The following is a 26087-nucleotide window of genomic DNA, read 5'->3' on the forward strand; positions in this document are numbered from 1 at the left end:
AAAATGTTTAAGAACACAAAAAAATGGATGCTGGTATTTGCACTTATTTTAACTGCCTCAGTGGTTTTTGCCGGTTGCGGCAACAAAGAAGAGACTCCCTCAACGGAAGGAGAGAAAAAAGAAGGCAGTCTGTCCGGTTCCATTACTATCGCAGGTTCTACCTCGGTACAACCTCTTTCGGAAGAATTGGCTAAAGCCTTTATGTCCAAAAATTCCGGTGTTACAATTAATGTTCAGGGTGGCGGATCTTCTGCCGGGGTAAAGGCAGCCAATGAAGGAGCTGCTGAAATCGGAGCTTCTTCCCGTGAACTGACGGAAGAAGAAAAGGGCATGGGCATTACGGAACATAAAATTGCCCTGGACGGAATTGCGGTAATTGTTAACTCCAAAAATGCGGTTGCTGAACTAACCATGGATCAAGTTAAAGATATCTTTTCCGGAAAGATTACCAACTGGAAAGAAGTTGGCGGTAAAGACGGTGCCATTAGTGTGGTAAACCGTGAAGAAGGCTCCGGTACCCGTGGCGCTTTTGAAGAACTGGTACTAGGCAAAGAAGCCAAGTTTACTGACAAGGCCTTGACCCAGCCTTCTACCGGTGCGGTACGCACAACGGTTGCCGGTGACGAAAATGCGGTGGGTTATATCTCTCTCGGTTCTTTAAACGAAGAAGTTAAAGGGATAAAAATTGATGGTGTTGAACCCAATGTTGATAACGTTGTGTCCGGTTCCTTTAAAATCTCCCGTCCCTTCCTGTACCTGACCAAAGGGGATGTAAATGATGTAACCAAAGCCTACATTGACTTCGTGATGAGTGAAGAAGGTCAGAAGATTGTAGAAGAATCCGGCTTCATTTCTGCAAAGTAATTCCGTAAACAGATTATTTGAACTATACTGGGAAGAGGGGGCTTGTGCCGCCCTCTATCCCGATTTCACCCGGTCTCCATTTTTGCCCAAGTTTGGCGGAGGCCCAATTTTCTTTATTATTTCATATGGGGGCCAATGGATGAAAAAAATACATGAAGCAATCATAGAAAAATTTTTACTGATCAGCGCGGTTGTTGCCGTTTTAGTAGTGTTGCTGATTACCTACTTCATTTTTGCCGACGGATTTCCTGTAATGCAAAAATATGGTCTTACCCATTTTATTGCCAACAGTGATTGGCATCCTTTGGACAAACATTTCGGCCTGCTGTCTATGATTGTGGGTTCCTTCCTGGTCACTTTCGGAGCGCTTCTTTTGGGCGTGCCGCTAAGTGTAGGCTGTGCCATTTTCCTGGCGGAAATTGCTCCCAAGGGGGTTACCCGGATTGTCCGACCGGCCATTGAGCTGCTGGCAGGCATTCCGTCCGTGGTCTATGGATTTTACGGTTTGATCATCCTGGTTCCTTTAATTCGAGAAATATTCGGGGGCAGGGGTTTCAGCATATTAGGCGGTTCCATCGTTTTAGCCATTATGATTCTGCCAACGGTGATTAATATATCGGAAGACGCCATCAGGGCCGTACCCCGGGAATATAAGGAAGGTTCCCTGGCCCTGGGCGCTACCCACTGGCAAACCATAAAAAAAGTGATCGTACCCAGTGCCCGTTCAGGTATTCTTACAGCCATTGTGCTGGGGATGGGACGGGCCATCGGTGAAACCATGGCGGTTATCATGGTAGTGGGCAATGTTGCTTCTCTGCCCAAAGGCATCCTTGAACCGGTTAGAACTTTAACCGGCAACATCGCCATTGAAATGGGTTATGCTGCCGGGGAACATTCTCAGGCTTTGTTTGCCACCGGGATTGTATTATTTGTGATTATTATGATTTTAAACTTTATGGTGATGCTGGTACCTAAAAGGATCGGTGAATAACATGCAAAAAGTTCGGTCAGCGGTATATCTGGAAGAAAAGATTGCCCGCATATGTCTATGGGCGTCTGTTATGATCACGGTTGGAGCCCTTATGGCCATTATTTTTCATATTTTACAGCACGGTCTGGCGCACGTTAACTGGTCCTTTCTAACAGAACATCCGGAGCGTATGGGAAAGGAAGGGGGAATTTTCCCTGCCATTGTCAGCACGGTATATTTAATCGGCATCTCCCTGGCCATCGCCACGCCCATCGGTATTATGGCCGCCATTCAACTGACGGAATATACTAAAAAAGGCCCCTTGGTCAAGGTGATCCGTTTTGCCACCGAGACCCTGGCAGGAATTCCTTCTATTATTTTTGGATTATTTGGTTTTGCTTTTTTGGTTTTGTTTATGGGATTTTCCTGGTCTCTGTTGTCAGGGGGGCTTACGCTTGCTTTCATGGTTCTTCCCACCATCGTTCGCACCAGTGAAGAGGCCATTAAAAGCGTTCCTGCCAGTTACCGGGAAGGAAGTATGGCTTTAGGGGCTACCAAATGGCAGACCGTTTGGAAGATTGTACTGCCCTCGGCTTTGCCCGGTATTGTTACCGGAGTAATCCTCAGTATTGGCAGGGTGGTTGGTGAAACCGCTGCGGTTATTTTAACGGCCGGCAGTTCCCTGAATGTGCCCACATCCATTATGGACCCCGGGCGAAGCATGTCCGTTCACCTGTATATCCTGGCCATGGAGGGAATATCTATGGAAAAGGCCTATGCCACAGCTACGGTGTTAATTATTTTAATCTTTATCATTAATATGCTGGCTACCCGAATCATGAAAAAAATGAGTTCAAATCTGGCTGCCTAAATCAAGGTCCTCAAGGACCTTGATTTATTTTTTATTAAAAGGACGTAAACAAAACCCTCATTGTCCAAGGACATGAACCAGAGGTTTTTTTTGATATGTTTTGGTTTAATGGTGGTGGACAAGATTGCCAACCTTACCGTAAAATAATGGAAGGAATTAAAGGGGGGTTGGTCATGTCACCAAACAGAAGACCACTTAAAAAGGAATTTGACGCTACTAACATGACCGTTTACTTCGGATCTGCTCTTTTTACCAGTGGAATAACCGGAATTCCTAACCTGTTTTTAAAATATTACCGGGAAGTTGGAATTACCGATGCTGAAATGATGCTGATTATTCAGTTGCTTAGGTTCCGCAATGAGGAGCAGCAACTGATGCCCGGCACGGAAGCGCTGGCCGGCTGCCTGGCAGCGGATCCGCTGCTCATAGAGAGGCAAATTAAGAGCCTGCTGGATAAAAAAATCATTGGCATTACCAACTATTACAATCACAGCGACGGTTCCATTGTCCAGGGATACGATTTTGAACCGCTGGTTTTTGAGCTTTCGGAGGTCTGGGCCTTAAATCAAAAAAGAGAGTTGGACCATATTGCTCAAAAAATGAATCATAAGGGAAAAGGACCGGAGAAAATAGAAGATGAACCGGATCTGTCCTTTTCCGCCCAGCAGAAAATTTTGTGCCAGACCTTTGAAAAGGAATTTGGACGGTTGCTCTCCCCCATGGAAGTGGAGCAAATCGCGGCTTGGATAGAAGAAATGGAAGTTGATTTAATTCTGGAAGCCTTGAGACAAGCCGTGATGAGAGGAAAGCACAATTTTAAGTACATTGGCAGTATTTTATTGGGATGGAAGAAAAATAACCTGAGAACCCTTCAGGAAGTGATGGAATACCAACGAATATTTTCGGAAAATCGAGCTAAGCAGGGTCAGCGCAAAACTGAGACCGAATCAGGATCCCGAATGGACCAAAAAAAGAAAGCTTTAATGAGATCCATGTACAGCTAAGAACTTTTTCGTATAAAACGCTTAAAGGCGTTTTATTTTTTTTATTAGTTCATATGTATATTGTTGCCAGAAATGTGCAAACTATCAATTGGGTAAGAAAGGAGGAAATAATGAATAGGAAGTACCGTAAAATCGCCGGAATATTGGCGATTGTATTAGCAGTCACATCCGGCTTGGTTGGCGTTACGGCGGCTGCCGCTGGGGAGACTAGCGACGGTGCGGGTGCTTTAGAATACGGTTCTATGGAACCGGATCAATCCAGTTTCCAAATTGGTTACACCGTCAGTGCGGGGGATACTTTATATCAGATTTGTAAGGATTATAATGTATCTCTAACTTCTTTAATGAGAGTAAACAATCTCAAAAAAACGGTCATCTACCCTGGACAAAGGTTAACGATTCCCACCGCCACTGTGTCTCCCTACGGCATGGTTTTGTCCCGAGGTGAAGCATCAAGGGATGAAATCCGGTTGCTGTCCAAACTGATTCATGCCGAAGCCCGGGGAGAATCCTTTGAAGGAAAAGTTGCTGTTGGGGCAGTGATCTTAAATCGATTGGCCAGTCCGGATTTTCCCAAAAGCATTAAAGAAGTCATTTTAGAAAGCAATGGCCGGGTTTACCAGTTTTCACCCGTGCAGGATGGATCCATTAATCTGGAACCGGATCAGGAATCTGTGGAAGCTGCGTTACAAGCTTTGATGGGCCACGATCCTACCGACGGAGCACTGTTTTTTTACAACCCGTCCGTAGCCAAAGATCAATGGATTAGAACCCTTCCGGTTATTACGAAAATCGGTAATCACGTTTTTGCCACCAAGATATAGAAGTCGGCCCCGGGCCGACTTTTCCTTATGCTTAGGAAGTTTAAAGGCTAATTTGCTTTAGGCTGATCCAACGGGAATTAACAACAGCCCAATCAATATTCTTAAAAAATGCTTCCATATAGCTGGTTCGGTTGGTACCATAGTCCAGAAAATAGGCATGTTCATGAACGTCCATGACCAGGATGGGTTCAAAACGAAACACAGAACCGCAGTCGTTGGCATCTAAGCCATAATTGTGGAGGTGGCCGTCGTCAAGGTCAAAACCTAAAATAGCCCAGCCTCGGCTGGCTGAACCGGTAGCGCGGAAATCTTTCTCCCAATATTCGGAAGAGCCAAAATCTTTTACAATGGCCTGTAAAATGGGACCATTGACCGGTCCCCCGCGGCCGCCCAGATTGTCAAAGTACCATTCATGAAGCTTGCATCCATTGATGGCAAAGGCTTCTTCTTTTTTTAGAGAACGGATGGAGCTAAAAATAGTATTTGTTTCAGTGCGATCCGCTAAACCGAGTTTTGAACGAATTTCATTGGTTTTGCTTACGTAACCCTGGTAAAGGGCGTAGTGTTCTTGTATTTGCCGGACGGATAGGCCCAGCATCGTCAGCAATGAGGGTTTTAAAGGACGAATCTCTAACTGGGCAAAGGTTCCGTCGGTAAAACCGGGAATATAAACGGTATCTCCGGGACTCAGACGTTCAAATTGGTTTAAGTGGGGATTGGCTAAAATTAAAGCGTCAAGGTCAATTTTATACTTTTTCATAATATTTTTAATGGTGTCGCCCGGTTTAACAATATGCTTTGGCATGAATATCACATCCTTTAACTTCCTGGTAATATTGTATTCGACTGGAACTTTTTGGTTACCGGAACCCAAAGCATAAGGGTTTTTATTGAGGAGATAATAAAGAAAGTACGTTTTGCAATTTGCCATTTATACGGGTTATTTTTAAATAACCACAGAATCATTCCCTTAAATCAATGATCTGGAGGAAATACATTGAACCGGGTAAACTGGTTGCAACGAATCATCATCCTGGCCATTGGGGTCAATCTGCTGATTGGCTGTACTTCAGCGGGGACAATGGAGCCGCCGGAAGTGCCCGTACCCTCTAAAATTGTGGATGCCAACAACCGGTTGATAACCACGGTATCCCAGGTTAACACCGTACCCGTTGAGTTGGATCAAATATCTATTCACCTTCAGCAGGCCATTGTGGCCATTGAGGATGAACGGTTTTATCAACATCAGGGCATTGATTTTAAAGGCTTAGGCAGGGCGGTTTACCAAAATTTAATTAGCCGTAAAATCGTTCAGGGAGGAAGTACCATTACCCAGCAGTTGGCTAAGAATCTCTATCTAGGTCCTGAACGAACCTTTGCCAGGAAAGCCAAAGAGATTTATTATACCTTCCAACTGGAACGTAAATATACCAAAAAAGAAATTTTAAATATGTATTTAAACCATGTTTATTTTGGACAAGGGGCCTATGGAATTGAAGCGGCAGCCAGGACTTATTTTAACAAATCTGCTGCGGACCTAACCCTTGGTGAAAGTGCCATGCTGGCGGGCTTGCCCCGGGCTCCCAGCTATTATGCACCGACCACCAATCTGCAAGGGGCCAAGGAAAGGCAGAGCGTGGTTTTAGCAAGAATGGTTGAACTGGGCATAATTTCACCCGAAGAAGCCCAGGCGGCCAGAGAGGAAACCATTGAGCCGCAAAAACAGTCTGAAAACCTTAAACAGGCCCCTTATTTTGTCGCTGAGATTATCAAATATATAGAGAGTAAATATCCCGATGGCTTGGAAATGCTGTATTCCAGCGGACTGACCATTCAAACAAGCCTAGACCTTGAACTGCAGAAAACCGCTGAGCAAGCCCTCCGTCAAGGGCTTGAAAAAATAAATCCGGAGATTAACGGTGCCCTGGTGGCCGTTGATCCTACCAATGGATACATTAAAGCCATGGTGGGGGGGAGAGATTGGCAAAAATCCCAATTCAACCGGGCTCTGGCCAAAATGCAGCCGGGATCTGCCTTTAAACCATTTTTGTATACGGCGGCCATTGATGCAGGATATACAGCGGCTACGGTCCTCACCTGCGAACCTCAGACTTATCGGCAGGAAGGCGCGCCTCCTTATACACCAAAGGATCATAAAGTGGGTTATCATTACCGTCCCTTTATTTTAAAGCAGGCTTTGGCCATATCCGATAACGTGATTGCGGTAAAACTGGCCAATATGCTGGGACCGGAAGCCATTGTACGGTTTGCCCAGGCCATGGGCGTTGAAAGTTCCTTAAGGCCGTATCTTTCCCTGGCCCTGGGAACCTCTGAAGTAACCCCTCTGGAAATGGCCACTGCCTTTGGACCGTTAGCGCAGGCGGGAATTCGTACCAAGCCCTTGTATATTTTAAAAATAACCGACAGCAACGGCCGGGTACTGGAAGAGTACACGCCTCAGCGGGCCAAAGTTTTGGATGAGAAGGTGGCCTATATTGTTACGGATATGCTTCGGGCGGCGGTAACCACCGGAGGGACGGCAGCGCAGCTTTCTCAACAGGTTCATCGGCCCATTGCCGGAAAGACCGGCACCACCGAGGATTATACCAATGCCTGGTTCGTAGGGTATACTCCCGGTTTGGTTGCCTCCGTTTATGTAGGATACGACGACAAAAGCAAAAGGGTTGGTTTAACCGGAAGTGATGTTGCCGCACCCATTTGGGCACAATTCATGGAACAGGGATTAAAAGATACTCCGGTAGAAGATTTTAAAGAGCCTGACGGAGTCACTCGGATGGAAGTATCCACCACCGATGGCTTAAAAGCAACGGAATTAACGGAAGAAAAAATGGAAGCGGTTTTTGTTGAAGGAACTGAACCCAAAGTACCTTCCCTGGGTGAGTTTTGGTGGCAGCAACCCATTGATTCCGGAGAGGGCCCGGGAGATCTAACGGATAACACGGAAGAATCGCCTGGGGAAGAGAGGCCTGAAAATGATGATCCCTGGAGAAACTCAATTGACAATGAATAACAGGCCTTAAGGCCTGTTATTCATTGTCAATGGCACTGGAATTTTCAGCTAGATAGCAGTTATCGCAATAATAAAGCATATCTTCATCATAAATCACGTCTGGAGTAGAGTTTTCTATTCCGCAGATGCAGCATTTAACCATGCCTTCGTCCCTCCCGGGATGATTTCATTAAGTATAAAGGTTTGGTCAAATTATAGAATTTGCCGGCACCGTTGTTTTGCTTCTTCCAGCAAAACCCCGGTTTTTTTGCACAGATCCTGAAGCTGTTGTACCTCTTTAGAATCGCCGGGAAGATGACTGATGACCTTACCCATATTCATGGTACACTCCTGAGCATTTTGAATGCAATTTTTAAGTTCTGCCTGATCACTTGTATTCAACCTACTTTCACCTCCCTCTATATTGGATGAGAAGATATTTTTAGCCGTGTTGACTACTTCTCCGAATCCCGATCCCAGGTTATCCATTTGGTGGGCACCACCTTCTTTACGAATTGTTTTGCTTCAAGGCTAGAGATGTCTAACAGAGCATAGAGAGGACTGTAACCGGTAAGCGCGACCAGCAGTACTTCAAAGCCGAGCAGCCCAAAGAGGATTGACCAGGTGGGGCTAAAATGTTTTAGTAATCCAATGGCAACAAAGGCCAGGCCAAAGGGAAAGCGAAATATGCGATCCGCCGTGCCAACATTTTTTTGCATGGGCATTCCTCCAGCTTGTTTGATTTTAGTATCCGCAACTCCCCTGTGATTATACTTTTCCCCGGACAAAGACTTCATGGAAAGAATTAAACTGATATTTTTTTGACGAAAGATAGGGGTTTGGGAATGGAGACACCTGAATCAACAGAAGGTGGGACCGTGAGAGGAGTGGATCTATGTTCCCAAGAAAATAACTGCTTACATGTGATGGCGACTGTTGACGAGGTCAGTCAAGTGCAGTATAATTGTATTTGCCCTCGGGATGTGGCTCAGCTTGGTAGAGCGCTGCGTTCGGGACGCAGAGGCCGCAGGTTCGAATCCTGTCATCCCGACCATATGTTTTGTCAAAAGAAGTTGATTTTTATAAATCAGCTTCTCTTGCTTTTATGCTAGAATGTAAAGTGAATTTAGATAGTTTATAGGATACCAGCAGTAGTATACTTATTTCCGACTGGAAATAAGTAAACAAAAGGATCGTGTTAAATTGTATAGCAAGGATTTGGTTTTTCACCATATAGGGATTCCCGTAGATAAGTCTAAATTGAGCAAGCAAGCACGATACTCTCCCCTTTTTAAGATGTACTCAGAAGAAGGGATAAATGCACTTGGACTGCACATAGAATTTCATGCATTTGATGAAGGTAGTTCTCTTGACAAACGAATACAAACCTACCCACATGTTGCATTTAAAACTGAAAATATTGATATAGCATTAGAAAACCAAGATGTTATTATGCCTTTATATGAACCCTTTGCCGGTTACCGCTGTGCTATGATATTGGTAAATGAAATGTTGATTGAATTGATAGAAACAACACTGCCGGAAGAAAAAATATGGAAAGATGAAAAGACGCTTAAAAATGGTGTTTTATATGGACAACCTAACAGTTAATTCGTCTTGTTACGGAAAAACAAGCCATTGTATGTTTACAGCATTGATTAATGGCCGGCCTCGCTAGTTATTATTTCTTGCTATCGAGGAGGTAGAATGAAAAATGAAACGAAAGGAGGGTTTGCAGTATGTATAGCCTTGCCGGAATGAAAATCACCCTTTGCCCTATGATTCCTGTCATCTCTACCTATAGGGATAAGTACGTCTATTTTTCATCTGTTACTATATTGGAGAAGGCACAAGAATACTGCTGACCTTTCGTTTGTTCATAAAGGCGAAGCGACAGCGGGCTTCTTTGCTCCTGTCGCTTTTTTGTGTCTTTCTCCTTCGATAAAGGGAGGAAGATTTTATATGAATATAACAATATCTAAAAACCCCGGCTGGAAAAAGAGGATGGTCCTGTTTCTTCTAAGCCAGAACATTTCCCTTTTTGGCTCCTCGGTGGTAGGGTTCGCCATAATCTGGCATATCACCCTAACAACCTCCTCCGGCACATGGCTGATGTTGTCCACCCTCTGCTCCATGCTGCCACAGGTGCTGGTCTCGCTCTTTGGCGGCGTGTGGGCCGATCGATATAGCCGTAAGCATCTTATTATGCTGGCCGACGGCTTTATCGCCCTTGCCACTTTAGGATTGGCAGTTGTCTTTCTGCTGGGTTTTGAACGGCTGGAACTTTTGCTGATGGTAGCGGCGGTACGCTCTATCGGTGCAGGCATCCAAACGCCTGCCGTCGGCGCAATCTACCCTCAACTTGTACCACAGGAGCATCTGACCAAGGTGCAGGGGATCAACCAGACCTTAAATTCGGTTCTGATGCTGCTCGCCCCCGCTGTTGGCGGTCTGATTTTGGGCTCGGTGGGGATTGTGGCCGCCTTTTTTGTGGACGTGGTCACGGCTACGCTGGCCATTTTAGTTATGAACCGGATAAAAGTGGAAAAGATCCATCGCCAGGAAGCCTCAGACTCCGTATGGGCCGATCTGAAGAGCGGACTGGATTATGCTTATGGTCATCCGCAGCTACGGCGCATCATCATCTGTTACTTGTTTTCTTTCTTCCTCATCACCCCGGCGGCGGTGCTCTCGCCCCTGATGGTGGAGCGCACTTTCGGCAACGAGGTTTGGCGGCTGACCGCTAATGAAATGGTCTGGACGGTGGGGTCGTTTTTCGGCGGGGTGTTTGTTTCTCTCAAGGGCCAGTTCAAGGATAAGGTGCGGACAGTGTCCCTTTGCCTGGTGGCCTTCGGTGTGATGTTCGGACTGCTGGGCGCGGCATGGAATTTTTTATCCTTCCTTACTTTCATGGGGATTGCCGGATTCTTCCTGCCACCCATGGCCACCGCGCAGACGGTACACATTCAGGAGATCACCAAGCCCGAGGTGCTGGGCAGGGTATTTTCTATTGTGCAGATTATCTCCGCAAGTGCCATGCCGGTAGCAATTTTGCTGTTCGGGCCTCTGGCGGATATAGTGAGTGTGGAGTCCATTCTGATCGTGAGCGGCATCCTGCTGGCACTGGTGGGCATACTATACGGGCGAGGGCGTAAAGACGAGGCCAATCAGTGATGGACCGAAAGGCAGTCAAGTTGCTTTTAAGAATAACCCTTCTGTTAACTGCCTGTAAACCATTGACCTTGCTGGTCTCTTGCGGGAAATGCTGTTGTATCGCCACTGGGACCATCCTGTTTGCTAAGTCAATATAGATGAAAGGCCGCCTTGGCCGGCCTGCGGGCTTTCTGAGAGCAGTTTCAGAAAGCCCGGTTTTTATAACTACATCTACAGTAAATACTAAGGAAGATTTGAATTCTTACAGGGATCGGTAAAAAGCATCTGGTTATTAAGTTTGGTCATAGGGATGATTCAAACCCTTAAGATAATTCGTCCAGGTATGCTGAAGCCATACCGGATCTTTTCGCTGAAAGGGTTAACGGATAAAAGATTGTACCGTTGGAGTAAGAGCATCTGCCAACCAGAGGGGATGCATTTTTAAAATATCTGCGGGTAAACGGTCGCAGGGAAAATACCGTAAATCCAGCGTTTCCGGTGAAGCCACTGTAAGTTCTCCAGCTACTACCTCCGCTTGAAAGCAACAGGTTACAAAATGAGTGACAGTGCCATTGGGGTATTGGAAAATCTGGGAAACGGGGTCGGAATAAACTCCAATCAAGCGAAATATTTTTACTTGAAGACCGGTTTCTTCAAATACTTCTCTAATGGCAGCATTTTTAACCGTTTCTCCGGGTTCCACATGTCCGGAAGGGATTCCCCAGAGATTTACATCAGCTCTTTTTTGTAGCAGTACCTCACGTTCTTTATTAAAGATAACGATCGCCACCCCGGGGCGAATTTCTTTGACTTCAACCATTATACATTCCTCCTAAAAAATAGCCCGAGAGGGAAGATTCTGCGCATGGGAAATACGCCGAACCTTCCCCCTCGGGCCTTTTATACCAATAGGTGCTTCCTGCTGCTGCAGGATCTGTAGCCCTCGGTCCAAACCCTTAACCATTGTAAGGTGGAACCCTAGCTACCCCATCCCGGTTCGTGTGTTATTCATTAAATAATAACAGATTCTAAAATGAAGATGTACTATTTCAATAAAAATAACGGATCCACTTTCGGCAAAAAAGAATGTAATTTGCTTTTTTACGCCTTAATAATAAAGTTATTGATTTGACAAGATGACTACCGGAAGATATAATTTGATTAAACAACCAAAATAAAAATTGAACGATCAATAAGGTGGTTCCGTTTTGAGTAGTAGCAAGGAGACTGAATTTAATAATCTTCCTCATTGGTTTCAACGTATAATTCCTTTAATAAGTGTTATTTTGTCTGCACTTGCATTTTCATATGTTGTGTATCGTTACAACCAAGCATCATTGGAGCTCGTACACTGGGTTAGAATTATAATCTTTGCTCTGATAGGCATAGTGTCATTGTTCTCCGCTGTCCTTTATGCCTTTAATAAAGAATTATCTTGGAAATGGGTAATTGGGGGCTTATCTTTAATTCCTATCCTGTTGGCACTACAGCTTATCCTGCTATTTATGAATATTTTTAAAGTAGCCATTGGTTCTATTTTGGAAGGACGTTTACCCGAGACGGTTCGAATGTTTATTGAAAATTACCCAAGCAAATTTGATATTATTATATTAGCAGTGCTTTTTATGGCAGGTATTTTGTGGGTCATTGATAAGCTAAGAACAAAAGAAAAGTAAGTATGGGGGAATTGTTATGGGAGATCAACCATCCTTTATAGCAGAAGCAAGAAGAGAGCAAATCATTAAAGCCTCGATTGAGACACTGGACGAAATCGGTTATGTAAATGTGAGTTTGGCTAAAATAGCAAAAAGGGCCAATGTAAGCACGGGTTTAATCTCTTATCACTTTTTAGATAAGGAAGATTTACTGAACAATACGCTGGCCTATTTATTAAAAAAACAGCTTGATTACATTCAAGAGAGAATCTCAAAAGAAGAGTCTGCATATGATAAACTGATTTCCTTTATTGATGCAAGTTTAGCCTATCAAGGAACACATAGGGTTGATAATATTGCATTAATAGAGATCATTTTTAATGCGCGTACACCGGATAACGTTCCTTACTATAAAGTATCTAGTCAGGAAGAAGATCCGTTGTATAAAAAATTGCAGGAGATTTTGTGTTTGGGACAAGAGACCAAAGAGTTTGCTAAATTCGATTCTAAGAGCGTCTCTATTATAATACAAGGAGCTATTGCTGAAAGTATGCTTATGAACGGAGAAGGATTTGATTTAGAAGCATACAGGGAAGAATTAGTAAATATGGTGACAAAGATGGTTAAATGAACTAATGTTAAATATCCATAAATTTACATTTAATCTAAAATAAATCATAATGGGAGGATTTAAGATTTAGATAAATTTCTCTTATAGTAAGGTTCATTTTAAAAAGATATAAAATTATATTTTCGTACATATTCAGTAAATATTAAGCTATATTTCAGTGGGTTTTTATAAATATGAATTATACTATAGTCAATCGGTGCACATATATAATATTACAATATAATTTAAATACAGTTAATATATTATTAATTAGTGCGCGCGATAATAAGAATTATACAGGAGGTACCCACATGAAATTAAGGAAGATTGGCTCCACTCTCCTGGCTACCGCTATTCTCACAGGGACCATGACGGGTATGGCTTTTGCCAATACCTGCAATAGTCCCCAACAAGTAAAAAAACCAATTGCTTCTGTTGCTCAGGCGAAAAATGATTTATTTCCGAATAAATCCAATAAACAACTTGTCCAAAAACCTGTGTTGCACCAGGAGTATCTTGAAAAAGCAGCCAATGTACTGCGGATGACGGTGGATCAACTGAGATTTGAACTTGAATCAGGTAAAAAAATTGAAGATATTGTGGCCCAACATGGCATGACCATGGAACAATTTAATAAGAAGATGCAGGAAATAAGGAAGAAAGAAATTACCGATGCAGTTCGGGATAAAAAAATGACCCAGGCTCAAGCCAATAAGAACATGAAAGAAATGGATCAATATTTTAAAAATATCGCTCCAAAATATAACTAACCAAAGACCATTTAATACAGAACCCGTTAATGCTTAACCAAAAGCATTAACGGGTTTTAAATTATCTTGAATATTTCATTTACTTCAATTTTAGAGAACCGTGTTTGGATTATTTTTTTTCTTCAAAGTGGTCAGCACACTGCTTAAGTGCTCTTCCATCGCTCTTTTTGCTTCCTGGGGCTTATGCTGAATGATCAACTCCAGGACCTTTTCGTGCTGCTCAATGGAAAGGTTGGCCCGACCCGGTATGGTATGGGTTTCATCGGAAACATTCTCCAGCAAGTCTAGAATATTTTCCACCATCATAGCGATAACCGGATTTTGGGAAGCTTCTGCGATCAAAAGGTGAAACTTGCGGTTTAAATCCGCAAAGCGGTCACCATATTCAATAGGATTTACCGTGTGAGCTTCCTCTAACAAGTCTTTGATTTTCTCATAATCTTCCTGGGTACATCTCTCTGCTGCCCACTGAGCAGCAAATTTTTCCAGAAGGATACGAACTTCGTAAATGTGTTCAATGGTATCCAGGTGATAGGTTAAAAGATTGGATAACTGACGCCCCACAAGTGCACCGTCTACCGTAGCAACAAAAATACCAACACCGTGTTTGACCTCAAGTAAACCAATACCGGCTAAAGTTTTTACGGCGTCTCGAATAACCGTCCGGCTTACGCCGAAATTTTCAGACATAACCCGTTCTGTTGGCAGACGGTCACCCGGTTTTAACTGCCCTGAAGAGATCAGGGTTTTAATATAGCCCGCAACTTCGTTTCGTAAAGTATCGCTGCGACCAATTTTATTATTAAACAAAGAGATCACTCCTGATAGGTAATGATTGGTATTGGTATTACCTCTGATTGGCATTGGTATTACCACCGTAATAATACTATACGCAGATGGAGGAAGCAACTACTGTTTTAATGAAAAAATAGAATTTTCTGTGCCTGAAAATACTGTTAAAATCGTGTTTATTCATTAGAAAATAGAAGTATCGGAAAGTTATTACTTGAACAAGGTCGTTTATATGACATTATTAATTTGACGAAATTATGCGGATAAAAGTAAAATTAGATAGGTAATACCACATACCTATTATATCATTCCTAATACCTAATGAATATAGTTTCAGTGCAAAAGCAGGGATATTATGTGATTATTTTTTCAAAACTAAATAACAATACCTTAAATGTTTAAAATATTCCTGCTAGGCATGGGAAAAAATATGTCGGGGTGAAAAAAATGAAAATTGTAGTAACGGAATTAATCTGGGAGGAAGGCCTTGAAATTCTCCGGGAGTTGGGAGAAGTGGTTTATGACCAGACACTTTGGAAAAGTGATAATCTGGCCGAAATCATTAAAGATGCCGATGCCTTGATCGTAAGAAATCAGACCAAAGTAACCAAAGCTTTAATGGGACAAGCCCCCAATTTAAAAGTTGTTGGCCGGTTAGGGGTAGGGCTGGATAACATTGACGTAGCAGCGGCAAAAGAGGCTGGCATTAAGGTTGTCTTTGCCCGGAATGCCAATGCCATCTCGGTGGCAGAATATGTTTTCTCGGCCATGTTTTCTTTCTCCCGTCCTTTAGAAAAGGCGTCTCAGGATGTCAAACAAGGAAATTGGAACAGAAAACTTTTCACCAGAGAAGAGATTTATGGCAAAACACTGGGCTTGGTTGGAGTAGGTGAGATTGGGGCGAGATTGGCTTCCAGAGCCAAAGCCTTTGGGATGAAGGTAATTGGTTATGATCCTTTTCTACCTCCCTATGAACTGGCCTGCACAGATATTGGCGTAAGCATGACTTCTCTGGAAACGGTGCTGGCTGAAGCCGATTATATTAGTCTGCATGTACCGCTTAATGATAAGACCAGAAATTTAATTAATAAAGAACGTCTAGCTACCATGAAAAAGACAAGCTATATCATTAATACAGCCCGTGGCGGCGTTATTAATGAAGAAGATCTTTATGAGGCTGTAAAAGCACAAATCATTGCCGGCGCGGCTCTGGATGTGCTGGAGAAGGAGCCGCCCACCGGAAACAAATTATTGGAACTGGATAATATTATTGTTACTCCACACATTGCCGGCTTAACCGAAGAAGCTCAGGTACGTACTTCCGAACTGGTGGCCAGAGAATGTGCGAAGGTTCTATGTGGACAAGGGTCCATGTGTATAGTTAGATAACTCCAAAGGGAGGCCGAATGGATGAATTTTTCCGGGGATCAATTAATTCAGTTTTGTACCAACCTGCTTCAAGGGGTGGGCGTACCGAAGGCCGATGCTGAAATCGTGGCCGACGTATTGGTGGATACCAGCCTGGAAGGGCTGGACACCCATGGTATCAGCCGGTTGCCCATTTATGTGACTCGTATCCAAAATGGAAGGATCAACCCCCAACCAAACATTAAAGTCAATAAAACCGCTCCGTCCGTGGCCACGGTGGATGGCGACAACGGATTGGGCCAACTGGTAGGCGTAAAATCCATGGAAGTGGCCATTAATCTGGCCAAAGAAACCGGTGTGGGCGCTGTAGCCACCAAACACAGCAACCATTATGGCGCATCTTCCTATTTTTGTAAACAGGCTGCAGCAGCAGGAATGGTTGGATTAGCCTTTACCAACACACCCTCCGGCATTCCCCCCTGGGGTGGCAGGGAGTCCTATTTCGGAACTAATCCCATTGCCTTTGGGTTTCCCGGTAAGGAACAGCCGGTAGTGGTGGATATGTCCTCCAGCATCGTAGCCAGAGGGAATATCATCTTGGCGGCTAAACAAGGCAAACCCATTCCTGAAGGGTGGGCCATTGACAAAGAAGGGAAACCCACCACCGATGCTAAGGCCGCCCTTGATGGAGCCGTTCTCCCCATGGCGGGTCCTAAAGGCTACGCCATGGCCCTGGCTGTTGAAATTATGTCCGGTATTCTTAGCGGTTCGGCCTTTGGTAAGAATGTAGGCTGGATTTATGACGAAAGCACCCAGCCGGTAGATATTGGCCATTTCTTCATTGCACTGGATGTATCAAAATTCATGCCCATGGGTGCATTTATTGATCGCATGCAACAGATGATAACAGAAATTAAAGAAACCCCCAAGGCTGAGGGGGTAGAAGAAATCTATATTCCCGGTGAGCGAAGAACCAATAAGGCCGCTCTGCGGAACAAGGAAGGTGTTCCTGTTTCCGACCAACTGCTGGCGGAATTGAACCAGTTGGCCCAGGGAGTTGGGGCAACGATCTTAGGATAGTACTTAATTTTTGTCTAGGATGCTACCGGAAAATCGGTATCATCCGGGCAAAAATTAATGATAAAAAGTCTACACAATCGTAGCGCAAAAAGGAGGAGTTAAGTTGATTAAGTTCCTAGTACACGACCTGGCAGACATGGTTGGTGTAGCCGTAGCCGACATTAAAGCCGGCGAAGCAGTCACCGGGAAAGTTCAGGACTCGGACAAGACCATTGAGATTCAGTCCATCAGTGATATTCCCCTGGGCCACAAAATCGCCCTGAAAGATATCGCTGCCGGTGAAAGGGTAATCAAGTATCACGTGCCCATCGGTAAAACCGTACAGGCCATTAAAAAGGGTGAGCATGTGCACACCCATAATTTAAAAACGGAAAGGTGGTAAACCCAATCATGTCTATCCCCACTTTTTATGGCTATCGCCGGGAGAACGGCACCGTCGGCTGCCGCAATCACGTCATTATTTTACCTGTGGACGATATTTCCAACGCTGCTTGTGAAGCGGTGGCCAAGCATGTCCAGGGCACCATGGCCCTGCCCCATCCCTACGGCCGTCTGCAGTTTGGTGAAGATTTGGAACTGCATTTCCGTACGCTGATCGGCACCGGCTGCAACCCCAACGTAGCGGCGGTCGTGGTCATCGGCATTGAACCCAACTGGACCAATCTGATTGTGGAAGGCATTGCTAAGACCGGCAAGCCGGTGGCGGGCTTCTCCATTGAGCGCAACGGGGATTTTAAAACCGTGGAGCAGGCTTCCTGGAAAGCCAAGGAATTCGTTCAGTATGCCACCGGACTGCAAAGAGTAGAATGCAGCATTGATGAGTTAACCATTTCCACCAAGTGCGGTGAGTCGGATACCACTTCCGGCCTGGCCGCCAATCCCTCCATCGGCCGTTTATACGACCGTTTGGATCCCATGGGCCTGACCTTGTTCTTCGGGGAAACTTCTGAAGTGACCGGCGGGGAGCATCTGGTCGCGGAGCGTTGCGCGACGCCGGAAATCAGGGAAGAGTTCATGAAGACCTGGACGGCTTACAACCAGTTCATTTTGGACCAGGGTGTGGATCTGTGCGGTACTCAGCCCACCCAGGGGAACATTGCCGGGGGTTTGACCACCATTGAGGAAAAAGCCCTGGGCAACATTCAGAAGATCGGTAAAGTGGCGAAAGTACAGGGTGTGCTGGCTCCGGCGGAAGCGCCCACGAAGAAAGGGCTGCACTTTATGGATACCTCCTCGGCAGCGGCGGAGTGCTTAACCCTGATGGCCGCCGCGGGAGCGGTATGCCACTTCTTCCCCACCGGCCAGGGGAACATTGTAGGGAACCCCATTCTGCCGGTGATTAAGGTATCGGCGAACCCCATTACGGTATCCACCATGTCGGAGCACATTGACGTAGACCTGAGCGGCATTCTGCGGGGCGAGATGGATCTGGACGGAGCGGCGGATGCGCTGATGGACATCATGATCCGTACTTTGAACGGCCGGATGACCAATGCGGAAACCCTGGGTCATAAGGAGTTTGTTTTGACCAAGTTGTATCGTTCCGCTTAATATAGCATTTAAGTATAGCATAGTTTGCAGGCGTAATGCAGATCTATGTGGCAGGGGGAGCGATTCCTCTGTCACATAGATTCAAATGGATCAAGGGAGCTAACACCTAAAATTTTTTCAATATTTAAAACAAATGACATATTAGATTGTCTCTGTATAAAAGACTTTAGATTAAGTGCAAAAATAAGCTTAGATAAATTAATTAATCTTCCTTAACATGCCTTTTCTTACAAGAATATTTGCTTTAAAAAATTTTGTCTGAAAGTTAATATTAAATATGACAAACAATCCTTCCATTTTACATTCTTTTTATTTATCAGGTAACTGGTATAAATCACCTTTTTCCCATGCTTTCCTTATTTAATATCCATTTAAAATCGGGAGGTGAAAAGATGACTTCTGAAGGAAATGAAGTGACAAATGCACCCTTGTGGAAGAAGACAGATTTTATAGTCGGCCTTTTCTTTCTCGTGTTTTCGGTTTTTGTACTGGTTGAATCCAGCCAGATGCCTAAAACCATGCCGGGGGCCGGGTTTGGCCCTGGTGTAATGCCTTACTGGTTGGGTTGGGGTATTGCGGGATTAAGTGTTATTCTAATGGTTCAGGCGTTTCTGAATAAAAAGGGTGGTTCCGGCGAAGGTCTCTTTAAGTTTTCGGAAATATTTAGTGTAGGGCTTATGTTTGTTACCCTTTTTATTTACCTAGGTTTGATGAATACCATTGGTTTTGGACTTGACACCCTGTTGTTAGTGACCTTTGTTGCCAGAAGACTAGGTAATTATGCATGGTGGAAATGCGCCCTTTTGGGATTAATTACAAGTGTGGTAACCGTCTACCTATTCCGGGTATTACTGGATATGCCTTTGCCCGTCGGTTTCCTGGGCTTCTAGATTTAGCATAACAAAATTCGATTGTGAGGTGAAACCGTGGAAAGCTTTACCATGCTATTAAATGGTTTTGCAACGGCTTTAACTCCGGAGAATCTGCTTTTTGCATTCTTTGGCTGTCTTTTGGGAACGTTAATTGGAGTATTACCGGGCCTTGGCCCCACCTCCGGGATTGCGATCCTGCTTCCCCTAACAACAATCTTACCTCCCGTGCCGGCCATTATTATGTTGTCGGGCCTATACTACGGAGCCATGTACGGTGGATCGACAACCGCCATCTTGGTAAATATCCCCGGAGAAGTGGCTTCTGTGCCGACGTCTCTGGATGGATATAAAATGGCCAGGAATGGACAAGCAGGGCCGGCCCTGGCCACAGCGGCCATCTCCTCCTTCGTGGCAGGGACACTGAGTTTGCTCGGCTTGTCTTTCTTTGCACCCACTCTGGCCGGTTTTGCGCTGGATTTTGGTCCGCCGGAATATTTTGCCCTAATGATCCTGGCTTTAAGTGTAGTGGTGAACCTGACCGGTAAATCCTTGGTCAAGGGCTTGCTTTCAGGGTTAATCGGTTTCTTGATTTCTACCATCGGGATGGACCCTGTGAGCGGATATGGCCGTTTTGACTTTGGCAGTATCTCCCTAATGTCCGGTATCGACTTTATTAGTGTAATTATCGGTCTGTTTGCTGTAGGAGAAATCCTGTCCAATGTGGAGCAAGCGGGAGTTCAAGTTTTCAAGACCAAATTGGATCGGTTATATCTCAACTTTAAAGAAATTATTATGTTGTTACCAACTATGATCCGGTCCACTGTAATTGGCTTTTTCATGGGTCTGTTACCGGGTTGCAGCCCTGGGGTAACTGCTTTTGTGGCCTATGATGTAGAAAAGCGGGTATCTAAAAACCCAGAAAACTTTGGGAAGGGGGAGATCAAAGGGGTGGCCGCGCCCGAAGGAGCCAACAATGCCACGACCAGTGGCGGTTTTGTTCCCTTATTTTCCTTCGGTATTCCTTCCGGTCCGGCTCTGGCAGTTTTATTAGGCGGTTTCATGATGTACGGCTTACAACCGGGGCCAACCTTGTTTGAAAAGAACGGAGATTTCGTTTGGGCAATTATCGCGTCCATGTACATCGGCAACGTAATGTTATTGGTACTGAATCTGCCTCTGGTAGGTTTGTGGGCTAAGCTGGTACGGGTTCCTTACCCTGTGTTAGCGCCCATGGTACTGATATTCTCTTTCCTCGGTGCCTATAGTGTACGGTTTAAGATGTTTGACGTAGGCGTTGCCATCCTGTTTGGCCTGCTGGGTTGGATTATGAAAAAGGTAGAAATTCCAACAACGCCATTGATTCTATGCTTAATCTTAGCCAGTATGTTTGAAACCTCCTTGAAACAGTCCTTAAGTATGTCTAACGGAGATCTTACAATCTTGTTTACCAGACCCATTTCAGCGGTATTAATTGCCGTAGCTCTGGCTCTGGTGGCCGGATCGCTCTACACTCGGATTAAACACCCTGAAAAAGCTCAGGCAGCTCTGGCTGAAGAATCAGAATAAGCTACCAAAATGGAGGTATGTGTATGAAAAAGAAAAACTGGGTGCGTATTTTAACCGTAGTTCTGGCATTAAGCATGTTAAGTTTGGCAGGATGTGCCGGAAATAAAGGCGGGGAGCAAGAAGCCAAAAAAGTGGAATATCCCACCAAACCGGTAAACCTGATTATCGCCTTTAACGCCGGTGGATCCAGTGATGTTCAGGCTAGAATTGTAGAGAAATACTGGAAAAAATATTTTAACAACCAACCTTTGACCTTTGATTATCAGGTGGGAGCCGGCGGTAAAGTTGGTTTTACCGAGATTACCAAAGCTAAGCCGGATGGCTATACCATTGGTGGAATTAACATTCCCCACATTAACCTTCAGGCTATGAGCGCCCAGGCTACCTTTAATACCGATGACTTTGCTTATATTGCCCAGGTGGTTAATGACCCCACCTTGTTAGCGGTAAAAGCGGGCAGCCCCATTACCAATCTGGAGCAATTTGTGGCTGAAGCCAAGAAAAAAGGCGGCAAAATGACCATTGCTACTGTTGGTACTTTCACAGCCCACCACGTTGCAGCGCTGCAGATTATGGAAAAAATGGGTATTGAGCTTACCATCGTACCCTTCACCGGGGCTTCGGAACAAAACGTGGCTCTGATGGGAGGACACGTGGATGCCATGGTTGGCAACCTGAATGATGTAATGCGGGATCTGAGCAAGTTCCAGCTTCTTGCCATTGCTACCGAGGAACGTCATCCCTGGATTAAGGACGTTCCCACCTTTAAAGAGCAGAATATCGATTTTGTATCCGATATCCGTCGTGCATTTGCCGCTCCTAAGGATATTGATCCGGCCGTGTTGAAGATTCTTCGGGATGGATTTGAAAAGATCTGCAATGATCCCGAATATTTGAAGGATATGGAGAAAATCGGTCAGCCTGCGGAGTATCTGGGTGGCGAAGAACTAGAGAACTTGGTTAAACAATACAATGAAGAGGCCAAACCTCTGGTTGAAAAATATGAATTGAACAAATAGAAAATGTTTCTTACGGCTTACCCTTCAATAAGGTAAGCCGTACAACATCTTGCACACAGAAAGTTTATTTTAGGGAGGGGGATGATTCGTGGAGTTCTTTTCTTCCGAATTTCTTACTGCATTGCTAAGCATCATTGTGATTAACATTGTGTTAAGCGGGGATAATGCCGTTGTTATTGCCCTGGCCAGCCGCAAACTGCCGGTGGACCAACAAAAAAAGGCGGTTTTTTGGGGCAGCTTTGCAGCCATCGGTCTGCGGATTATTTTAACAACTGTTGCTGTGGTTCTTCTTAAATTGCCTTATGTTCAGGTCATTGGAGGAATCCTGCTGATTCCCATTGCAGTAAAATTACTGGTAGGGGAAGAGGAGGAAGAGGCCTGCAAAGAGGCGGATTGCTTACGAGACGCCATTCAAACCATTGTTGTAGCCGATCTTCTTATGAGTCTGGACAATGTTCTGGCCGTAGCCGGGGTGGCCAAAGGAAATATACCCTTGCTGATCATCGGTTTGGCCATCAGTATACCCATTATCATCTTTGGAAGCCAGATTGTAATGATGTTAATGAAACGGTTTAAAATTATTGTTTACCTCGGAGCCGGATTGCTTGGTTATACTTCCGGGGAGATGATTACCGGCGACAGGCATGTTAGCGCTTTGCTTCATGGTTCTGTAAGCTTTTTACACTGGCTGATTCCTGTGGCACTGACCGCCTTTGTTATTGTAATGGGGATTTGGTTGAACAAACGGCAGGCTGCCTCCCAGGAAGGACATTGTTAGCTTTAGCTATTCACGGCTCAAAAAGCAGCGACTCTTTTTACGCTTAGATTTTAGGGCTGCTTCAATAAGAAGGATCAAAGGTATTTTCTGTATCAGAAAATACCTTTGACTGCGTGGTGGAATGAAGTTACCGGCAATACCAATTTTCAGGCTGCTTAATCAAAACATAATTGTCCTATACCGACGTTAGGCATTAGGGTATAAGAGAAAGGGGGAATGACCTCCTTTATGAAAAGTGTGAGTTGCTATACAGCCCTAAACCACAAATAAAAGGTTTAGGGCTGTATTAATCATCTAGAAAAGACGGAACTCCCTTAGCGCTAAAGTATAATCCCTAAATCCCTTGTATTTTTGATCAGCCATTTTATTAAATAGAAGAATATTAACGATCCAAGGATTTCAAAAAGGTGATTTTTGGCTAATCCGAATTATTTAGAAAACATCTCAAATCACAATTAAAACAAAGATAAAGGAAGATTATTACTTGTACAAAGTCCTTTATATGACATTACTGGCTTGACGAGATTGGGTAGATAAAAGTAAAATTAATGGTAATACCTCATACCTATTACGTCACTCCTATCTGGGTATAAATCGTAAGGGCATGTGATTCATTTTTTAATATAAAGTTTGTACAGCGTCCTTAGGATAGTGCTTGATTTTGTCGGAGATAAGAAAGATTATCTCCAACAAAATGAATAATAAAAAGAGCAAAAAGGAGGAGTTAAGTTGATTAAGTTCCTAGTACACGACCTGGCAGACATGGTTGGTGTAGCCGTAGCCGACATTAAAGCCGGCGAAGCAGTCACCGGGAAAGTTCAGGACTCGGACAAGACCATTGAGATTCAGTCTATCAGTGATATTCCCCTGGGCCACAAAATCGCCCTGAAAGATATCGCTGCCGGTGAAAGGGTAATCAAGTATCACGTGCCCATCGGTAAAACCGTACAGGCCATTAAAAAGGGTGAGCATGTGCACACCCATAATTTAAAAACGGAAAGGTGGTAAACCCAATCATGTCTATCCCCACTTTTTATGGCTATCGCCGGGAGAACGGCGCCGTAGGCTGCCGCAATCACGTCATTATTTTACCTGTGGACGATATTTCCAACGCTGCTTGTGAAGCGGTGGCCAAGCATGTCCAGGGCACCATGGCCCTGCCCCATCCCTACGGCCGTCTGCAGTTTGGTGAAGATTTGGAACTGCATTTCCGTACTTTGATCGGCACCGGCTGCAACCCCAACGTAGCGGCGGTCGTGGTCATCGGCATTGAACCCAACTGGACCAATCTGATTGTGGAAGGCATTGCTAAGACCGGCAAGCCGGTGGCGGGCTTCTCCATTGAGCGCAACGGGGATTTTAAAACCGTGGAGCAGGCTTCCTGGAAAGCCAAGGAATTCGTTCAGTATGCCACCGGACTGCAAAGAGTAGAATGCAGCATTGATGAGTTAACCATTTCCACCAAGTGCGGTGAGTCGGATACCACTTCCGGCCTGGCCGCCAATCCCTCCATCGGCCGTTTATACGACCGTTTGGATCCCATGGGCCTGACCTTGTTCTTCGGGGAAACTTCTGAAGTGACCGGCGGGGAGCATCTGGTCGCGGAGCGTTGCGCGACGCCGGAAATCAGGGAAGAGTTCATGAAGACCTGGACGGCTTACAACCAGTTCATTTTGGACCAGGGTGTGGATCTGTGCGGTACTCAGCCCACCCAGGGGAACATTGCCGGGGGTTTGACCACCATTGAGGAAAAAGCCCTGGGCAACATTCAGAAGATCGGTAAAGTGGCGAAAGTACAGGGTGTGCTGGCTCCGGCGGAAGCGCCCACGAAGAAAGGGCTGCACTTTATGGATACCTCCTCGGCAGCGGCGGAGTGCTTAACCCTGATGGCCGCCGCGGGAGCGGTATGCCACTTCTTCCCCACCGGCCAGGGGAACATTGTAGGGAACCCCATTCTGCCGGTGATTAAGGTATCGGCGAACCCCATTACGGTATCCACCATGTCGGAGCACATTGACGTAGACCTGAGCGGCATTCTGCGGGGCGAGATGGATCTGGACGGAGCGGCGGATGCGCTGATGGACATCATGATCCGTACTTTGAACGGCCGGATGACCAATGCGGAAACCCTGGGTCATAAGGAGTTTGTTTTGACCAAGTTGTATCGTTCCGCTTAATAAAATGAATGTAGCTTGTAATACGGGTAAAGGTGCTGGTTTATTCAGCACCTTTGCCTACGTCTGATTTAGCAGCTTATAAAATGATTACATAAGAGATCGTTTTAAAATTTTTATGGTTTCGATTGAGAGGGATATCCATGCGTAAGAATAATCTTTTTGCCCTACTGATGACAGTTCTTTTTTTATCTTCTTCCATGCTGGCAGGCTGCACCGGCCAAGGTAAAAATCAGGAAGAAAAGGGGACCGGCAGCTATCCTGAAAAACCCATAAACATGATTATTGCCTTTACGGCCGGAGGATCCAGCGATGCTCAGGCCCGAATCATGCAAAAGTATTGGAATAAATATGTTAAACAGCCATGGCTGTTTTCTTATAAAGCGGGTGATGGCGGCGCTATAGGCTTTGCGGAAATTGCCAAAGCATCTAAGGACGGCTACACCATTGGCGGCATTAACGTACCCCATATTGTGCTGCAACCCCTGCAGGGAGCGCAATACAAACCGGAAGAGTTCGCATATATTGCTCAGGTGGTAACAGATCCCCAGGTATTGGTTGTTAAAAAAGGCAGTAAATTTAAAAATGTAAATGAAGTGGTGGAATTTGCCAGGGCCAATCCTGGAAAATTAAAAGTAGGCATTGTGGGTACCTTTACCGGCTGTCACATAGCCCTGTTGGACTTCCAGGATAAAGCCGGCATCCAGGTTGATCAGGTGGTATATAAAGGGGCAACCGATCAAAATGTGGCTTTGCTGGGCGGCGAGCTGGACGTCATGATGGGCAATTACAACGATGTCATGCGCGGCTTGGATCAGATGACCATTCTAGGGATCGCTACTCCCGAGAGGTATAAGTCTTTACCGGAGGTTCCCACTTTAACCGAGCAGGGATATAATGTGGTATCCGACATCCGCCGCGGCTTTGTAGCTCCCAAAGGGATTCCCGAAGCAAACCTGACCTTCCTGCGGAAGGTTTTTAAGAAGATGGCCGCTGATCCGGACTATATTAAAGAGATGGAAGAGGCCGGTCAGCCTCAAGAATACCTGGACGGTCCTGCCTTTGAGAAATATGTAATGGAGCAGCAGAAACAGGCCGAGAGACTGTTAATGAAATTCCATCTTATATAAAGAATTTTTATAATCAATTTATAAAG

At 45.0% G+C, this 26087-nt stretch carries 27 protein-coding genes and 1 tRNA gene; 23 read left to right on the forward strand and 5 right to left on the reverse strand.

Features of this window, described 5'->3' with window-relative positions; all coding sequences use genetic code 11:
* Positions 1-3: 3 nt before the first annotated feature.
* The 5 genes from DESRU_RS08540 to DESRU_RS08560 all read left to right on the forward strand — a co-directional run bounded on the left by DESRU_RS08540 (position 4) and on the right by DESRU_RS08560 (position 4533).
* Positions 4-864, forward strand: a complete 861-nt coding sequence (locus tag DESRU_RS08540) for a phosphate ABC transporter substrate-binding protein (RefSeq protein ID WP_013841705.1) — start codon at positions 4-6, stop codon at positions 862-864.
* A gap of 139 nt (positions 865-1003) precedes the next feature.
* Entirely contained in the window at positions 1004-1855 is an 852-nt protein-coding gene (gene pstC, locus DESRU_RS08545; protein ID WP_013841706.1) for a phosphate ABC transporter permease subunit PstC, read from the forward strand.
* Between the two features lies 1 nt (position 1856).
* Entirely contained in the window at positions 1857-2705 is an 849-nt protein-coding gene (gene pstA, locus DESRU_RS08550) for a phosphate ABC transporter permease PstA (protein WP_013841707.1), read from the forward strand.
* Between the two features lie 173 nt (positions 2706-2878).
* Positions 2879-3709: a DnaD domain-containing protein gene (locus tag DESRU_RS08555; protein ID WP_013841708.1), complete on the forward strand. Its 831-nt coding sequence runs from the start codon at positions 2879-2881 to the stop codon at positions 3707-3709.
* 110 nt (positions 3710-3819) lie between these two features.
* A complete protein-coding gene (locus DESRU_RS08560) occupies positions 3820-4533 on the forward strand; it encodes a cell wall hydrolase (RefSeq protein ID WP_013841709.1) in 714 nt (237 codons plus the stop codon).
* A gap of 40 nt (positions 4534-4573) precedes the next feature.
* On the opposite strand, the gene DESRU_RS08565 is transcribed toward DESRU_RS08560, so the two are convergent.
* Positions 4574-5338, reverse strand: coding sequence for a Fe-Mn family superoxide dismutase (locus DESRU_RS08565; protein WP_013841710.1), 765 nt, complete (start codon positions 5336-5338; stop codon positions 4574-4576).
* 192 nt (positions 5339-5530) lie between these two features.
* On the opposite strand from DESRU_RS08565, the gene DESRU_RS08570 reads away from it, so the two are divergent.
* Positions 5531-7564: a transglycosylase domain-containing protein gene (locus DESRU_RS08570; RefSeq protein ID WP_013841711.1), complete on the forward strand. Its 2034-nt coding sequence runs from the start codon at positions 5531-5533 to the stop codon at positions 7562-7564.
* A 192-nt stretch (positions 7565-7756) separates the two neighbouring features.
* On the opposite strand, the gene DESRU_RS08575 is transcribed toward DESRU_RS08570, so the two are convergent.
* Positions 7757-7945 carry a hypothetical protein gene (locus tag DESRU_RS08575; protein ID WP_041275353.1) on the reverse strand — a complete coding sequence of 63 codons (189 nt, stop codon included), beginning with the start codon at positions 7943-7945 and terminating at the stop codon, positions 7757-7759.
* Positions 7946-7998: 53 nt separating this feature from the next.
* On the reverse strand, positions 7999-8262 hold the full coding sequence (locus tag DESRU_RS08580) for a YgaP family membrane protein (RefSeq protein ID WP_013841714.1): 264 nt from the start codon (positions 8260-8262) through the stop codon (positions 7999-8001).
* Positions 8263-8520: 258 nt separating this feature from the next.
* Between DESRU_RS08580 and DESRU_RS08585 the strand changes: the two genes are divergently transcribed.
* From DESRU_RS08585 to DESRU_RS08595, 3 genes are all read left to right on the forward strand, one after another.
* Positions 8521-8597: transfer RNA gene (locus DESRU_RS08585), tRNA-Pro, on the forward strand.
* A 149-nt stretch (positions 8598-8746) separates the two neighbouring features.
* Positions 8747-9154, forward strand: a complete 408-nt coding sequence (locus DESRU_RS08590; RefSeq protein ID WP_013841715.1) for a hypothetical protein — start codon at positions 8747-8749, stop codon at positions 9152-9154.
* A 351-nt stretch (positions 9155-9505) separates the two neighbouring features.
* On the forward strand, positions 9506-10717 hold the full coding sequence (locus tag DESRU_RS08595) for an MFS transporter (protein ID WP_013841717.1): 1212 nt from the start codon (positions 9506-9508) through the stop codon (positions 10715-10717).
* Between the two features lie 358 nt (positions 10718-11075).
* Here the strand turns inward: DESRU_RS08595 and DESRU_RS08600 are convergent, their stop codons facing one another.
* A complete protein-coding gene (locus DESRU_RS08600; RefSeq protein WP_013841718.1) occupies positions 11076-11516 on the reverse strand; it encodes an NUDIX domain-containing protein in 441 nt (146 codons plus the stop codon).
* A 388-nt stretch (positions 11517-11904) separates the two neighbouring features.
* On the opposite strand from DESRU_RS08600, the gene DESRU_RS08605 reads away from it, so the two are divergent.
* The 3 genes from DESRU_RS08605 (at position 11905) to DESRU_RS19860 (ending at position 13731) form a co-directional block, all read left to right on the forward strand.
* Positions 11905-12372 (forward strand): hypothetical protein, encoded by a 468-nt coding sequence (locus tag DESRU_RS08605; RefSeq protein ID WP_013841719.1) that lies wholly within the window; start codon positions 11905-11907, stop codon positions 12370-12372.
* A 16-nt stretch (positions 12373-12388) separates the two neighbouring features.
* On the forward strand, positions 12389-12982 hold the full coding sequence (locus DESRU_RS08610; protein WP_013841720.1) for a TetR/AcrR family transcriptional regulator: 594 nt from the start codon (positions 12389-12391) through the stop codon (positions 12980-12982).
* A gap of 290 nt (positions 12983-13272) precedes the next feature.
* Entirely contained in the window at positions 13273-13731 is a 459-nt protein-coding gene (locus DESRU_RS19860; RefSeq protein WP_013841721.1) for a hypothetical protein, read from the forward strand.
* A 90-nt stretch (positions 13732-13821) separates the two neighbouring features.
* On the opposite strand, the gene DESRU_RS08620 is transcribed toward DESRU_RS19860, so the two are convergent.
* A complete protein-coding gene (locus DESRU_RS08620; protein ID WP_081461994.1) occupies positions 13822-14595 on the reverse strand; it encodes a FadR/GntR family transcriptional regulator in 774 nt (257 codons plus the stop codon).
* A gap of 375 nt (positions 14596-14970) precedes the next feature.
* On the opposite strand from DESRU_RS08620, the gene DESRU_RS08625 reads away from it, so the two are divergent.
* The 11 genes from DESRU_RS08625 to DESRU_RS08675 all read left to right on the forward strand — a co-directional run bounded on the left by DESRU_RS08625 (position 14971) and on the right by DESRU_RS08675 (position 26061).
* Entirely contained in the window at positions 14971-15912 is a 942-nt protein-coding gene (locus tag DESRU_RS08625) for a hydroxyacid dehydrogenase (RefSeq protein ID WP_013841723.1), read from the forward strand.
* Between the two features lie 21 nt (positions 15913-15933).
* On the forward strand, positions 15934-16971 hold the full coding sequence (locus DESRU_RS08630; protein ID WP_013841724.1) for an Ldh family oxidoreductase: 1038 nt from the start codon (positions 15934-15936) through the stop codon (positions 16969-16971).
* 103 nt (positions 16972-17074) lie between these two features.
* Positions 17075-17353, forward strand: a complete 279-nt coding sequence (locus DESRU_RS08635; RefSeq protein ID WP_013840169.1) for a UxaA family hydrolase — start codon at positions 17075-17077, stop codon at positions 17351-17353.
* An 8-nt stretch (positions 17354-17361) separates the two neighbouring features.
* Positions 17362-18522: a UxaA family hydrolase gene (locus DESRU_RS08640; protein WP_013841725.1), complete on the forward strand. Its 1161-nt coding sequence runs from the start codon at positions 17362-17364 to the stop codon at positions 18520-18522.
* Between the two features lie 392 nt (positions 18523-18914).
* Positions 18915-19412, forward strand: a complete 498-nt coding sequence (locus tag DESRU_RS08645; RefSeq protein WP_013841726.1) for a tripartite tricarboxylate transporter TctB family protein — start codon at positions 18915-18917, stop codon at positions 19410-19412.
* A 51-nt stretch (positions 19413-19463) separates the two neighbouring features.
* A complete protein-coding gene (locus tag DESRU_RS08650; protein ID WP_143758869.1) occupies positions 19464-20960 on the forward strand; it encodes a tripartite tricarboxylate transporter permease in 1497 nt (498 codons plus the stop codon).
* 23 nt (positions 20961-20983) lie between these two features.
* A complete protein-coding gene (locus tag DESRU_RS08655) occupies positions 20984-21979 on the forward strand; it encodes a tripartite tricarboxylate transporter substrate binding protein (protein ID WP_013841728.1) in 996 nt (331 codons plus the stop codon).
* Positions 21980-22067: 88 nt separating this feature from the next.
* The gene (locus DESRU_RS08660) at positions 22068-22757 is read left to right on the forward strand and encodes a TerC family protein (RefSeq protein WP_013841729.1); all 690 of its coding nucleotides are present in this window, start codon (positions 22068-22070) and stop codon (positions 22755-22757) included.
* 729 nt (positions 22758-23486) lie between these two features.
* Positions 23487-23765 (forward strand): UxaA family hydrolase, encoded by a 279-nt coding sequence (locus DESRU_RS08665; protein ID WP_013840169.1) that lies wholly within the window; start codon positions 23487-23489, stop codon positions 23763-23765.
* Positions 23766-23773: 8 nt separating this feature from the next.
* Positions 23774-24934 (forward strand): UxaA family hydrolase, encoded by a 1161-nt coding sequence (locus DESRU_RS08670; protein WP_013840660.1) that lies wholly within the window; start codon positions 23774-23776, stop codon positions 24932-24934.
* A gap of 140 nt (positions 24935-25074) precedes the next feature.
* Positions 25075-26061: a tripartite tricarboxylate transporter substrate binding protein gene (locus DESRU_RS08675; protein WP_013841730.1), complete on the forward strand. Its 987-nt coding sequence runs from the start codon at positions 25075-25077 to the stop codon at positions 26059-26061.
* Positions 26062-26087: the final 26 nt, after the last annotated feature.

The sequence above is a fragment of the Desulforamulus ruminis DSM 2154 genome, assembly GCF_000215085.1.
GTDB classification, from domain to species: Bacteria; Bacillota; Desulfotomaculia; order Desulfotomaculales; family Desulfotomaculaceae; genus Desulfotomaculum; species Desulfotomaculum ruminis.

Excerpts from the sequence above, each read along its gene's own strand:
- DESRU_RS08540 (WP_013841705.1), top strand. The coding sequence starts at position 4 with ATGTTTAAGAACACAAAAAAATGGATGCTGGTATTTGCACTTATTTTA.
- pstC (WP_013841706.1), top strand. The coding sequence starts at position 1,004 with ATGAAAAAAATACATGAAGCAATCATAGAAAAATTTTTACTGATCAGC.
- pstA (WP_013841707.1), top strand. The coding sequence starts at position 1,857 with ATGCAAAAAGTTCGGTCAGCGGTATATCTGGAAGAAAAGATTGCCCGC.
- DESRU_RS08555 (WP_013841708.1), top strand. The coding sequence starts at position 2,879 with ATGTCACCAAACAGAAGACCACTTAAAAAGGAATTTGACGCTACTAAC.
- DESRU_RS08560 (WP_013841709.1), top strand. The coding sequence starts at position 3,820 with ATGAATAGGAAGTACCGTAAAATCGCCGGAATATTGGCGATTGTATTA.
- DESRU_RS08565 (WP_013841710.1), bottom strand. The coding sequence starts at position 5,338 with ATGCCAAAGCATATTGTTAAACCGGGCGACACCATTAAAAATATTATG.
- DESRU_RS08580 (WP_013841714.1), bottom strand. The coding sequence starts at position 8,262 with ATGCAAAAAAATGTTGGCACGGCGGATCGCATATTTCGCTTTCCCTTT.
- DESRU_RS08595 (WP_013841717.1), top strand. The coding sequence starts at position 9,506 with ATGAATATAACAATATCTAAAAACCCCGGCTGGAAAAAGAGGATGGTC.
- DESRU_RS08600 (WP_013841718.1), bottom strand. The coding sequence starts at position 11,516 with ATGGTTGAAGTCAAAGAAATTCGCCCCGGGGTGGCGATCGTTATCTTT.
- DESRU_RS08610 (WP_013841720.1), top strand. The coding sequence starts at position 12,389 with ATGGGAGATCAACCATCCTTTATAGCAGAAGCAAGAAGAGAGCAAATC.
- DESRU_RS19860 (WP_013841721.1), top strand. The coding sequence starts at position 13,273 with ATGAAATTAAGGAAGATTGGCTCCACTCTCCTGGCTACCGCTATTCTC.
- DESRU_RS08620 (WP_081461994.1), bottom strand. The coding sequence starts at position 14,595 with ATGCCAATCAGAGGTAATACCAATACCAATCATTACCTATCAGGAGTG.
- DESRU_RS08625 (WP_013841723.1), top strand. The coding sequence starts at position 14,971 with ATGAAAATTGTAGTAACGGAATTAATCTGGGAGGAAGGCCTTGAAATT.
- DESRU_RS08630 (WP_013841724.1), top strand. The coding sequence starts at position 15,934 with ATGAATTTTTCCGGGGATCAATTAATTCAGTTTTGTACCAACCTGCTT.
- DESRU_RS08640 (WP_013841725.1), top strand. The coding sequence starts at position 17,362 with ATGTCTATCCCCACTTTTTATGGCTATCGCCGGGAGAACGGCACCGTC.
- DESRU_RS08645 (WP_013841726.1), top strand. The coding sequence starts at position 18,915 with ATGACTTCTGAAGGAAATGAAGTGACAAATGCACCCTTGTGGAAGAAG.
- DESRU_RS08650 (WP_143758869.1), top strand. The coding sequence starts at position 19,464 with ATGCTATTAAATGGTTTTGCAACGGCTTTAACTCCGGAGAATCTGCTT.
- DESRU_RS08655 (WP_013841728.1), top strand. The coding sequence starts at position 20,984 with ATGAAAAAGAAAAACTGGGTGCGTATTTTAACCGTAGTTCTGGCATTA.
- DESRU_RS08670 (WP_013840660.1), top strand. The coding sequence starts at position 23,774 with ATGTCTATCCCCACTTTTTATGGCTATCGCCGGGAGAACGGCGCCGTA.
- DESRU_RS08675 (WP_013841730.1), top strand. The coding sequence starts at position 25,075 with ATGCGTAAGAATAATCTTTTTGCCCTACTGATGACAGTTCTTTTTTTA.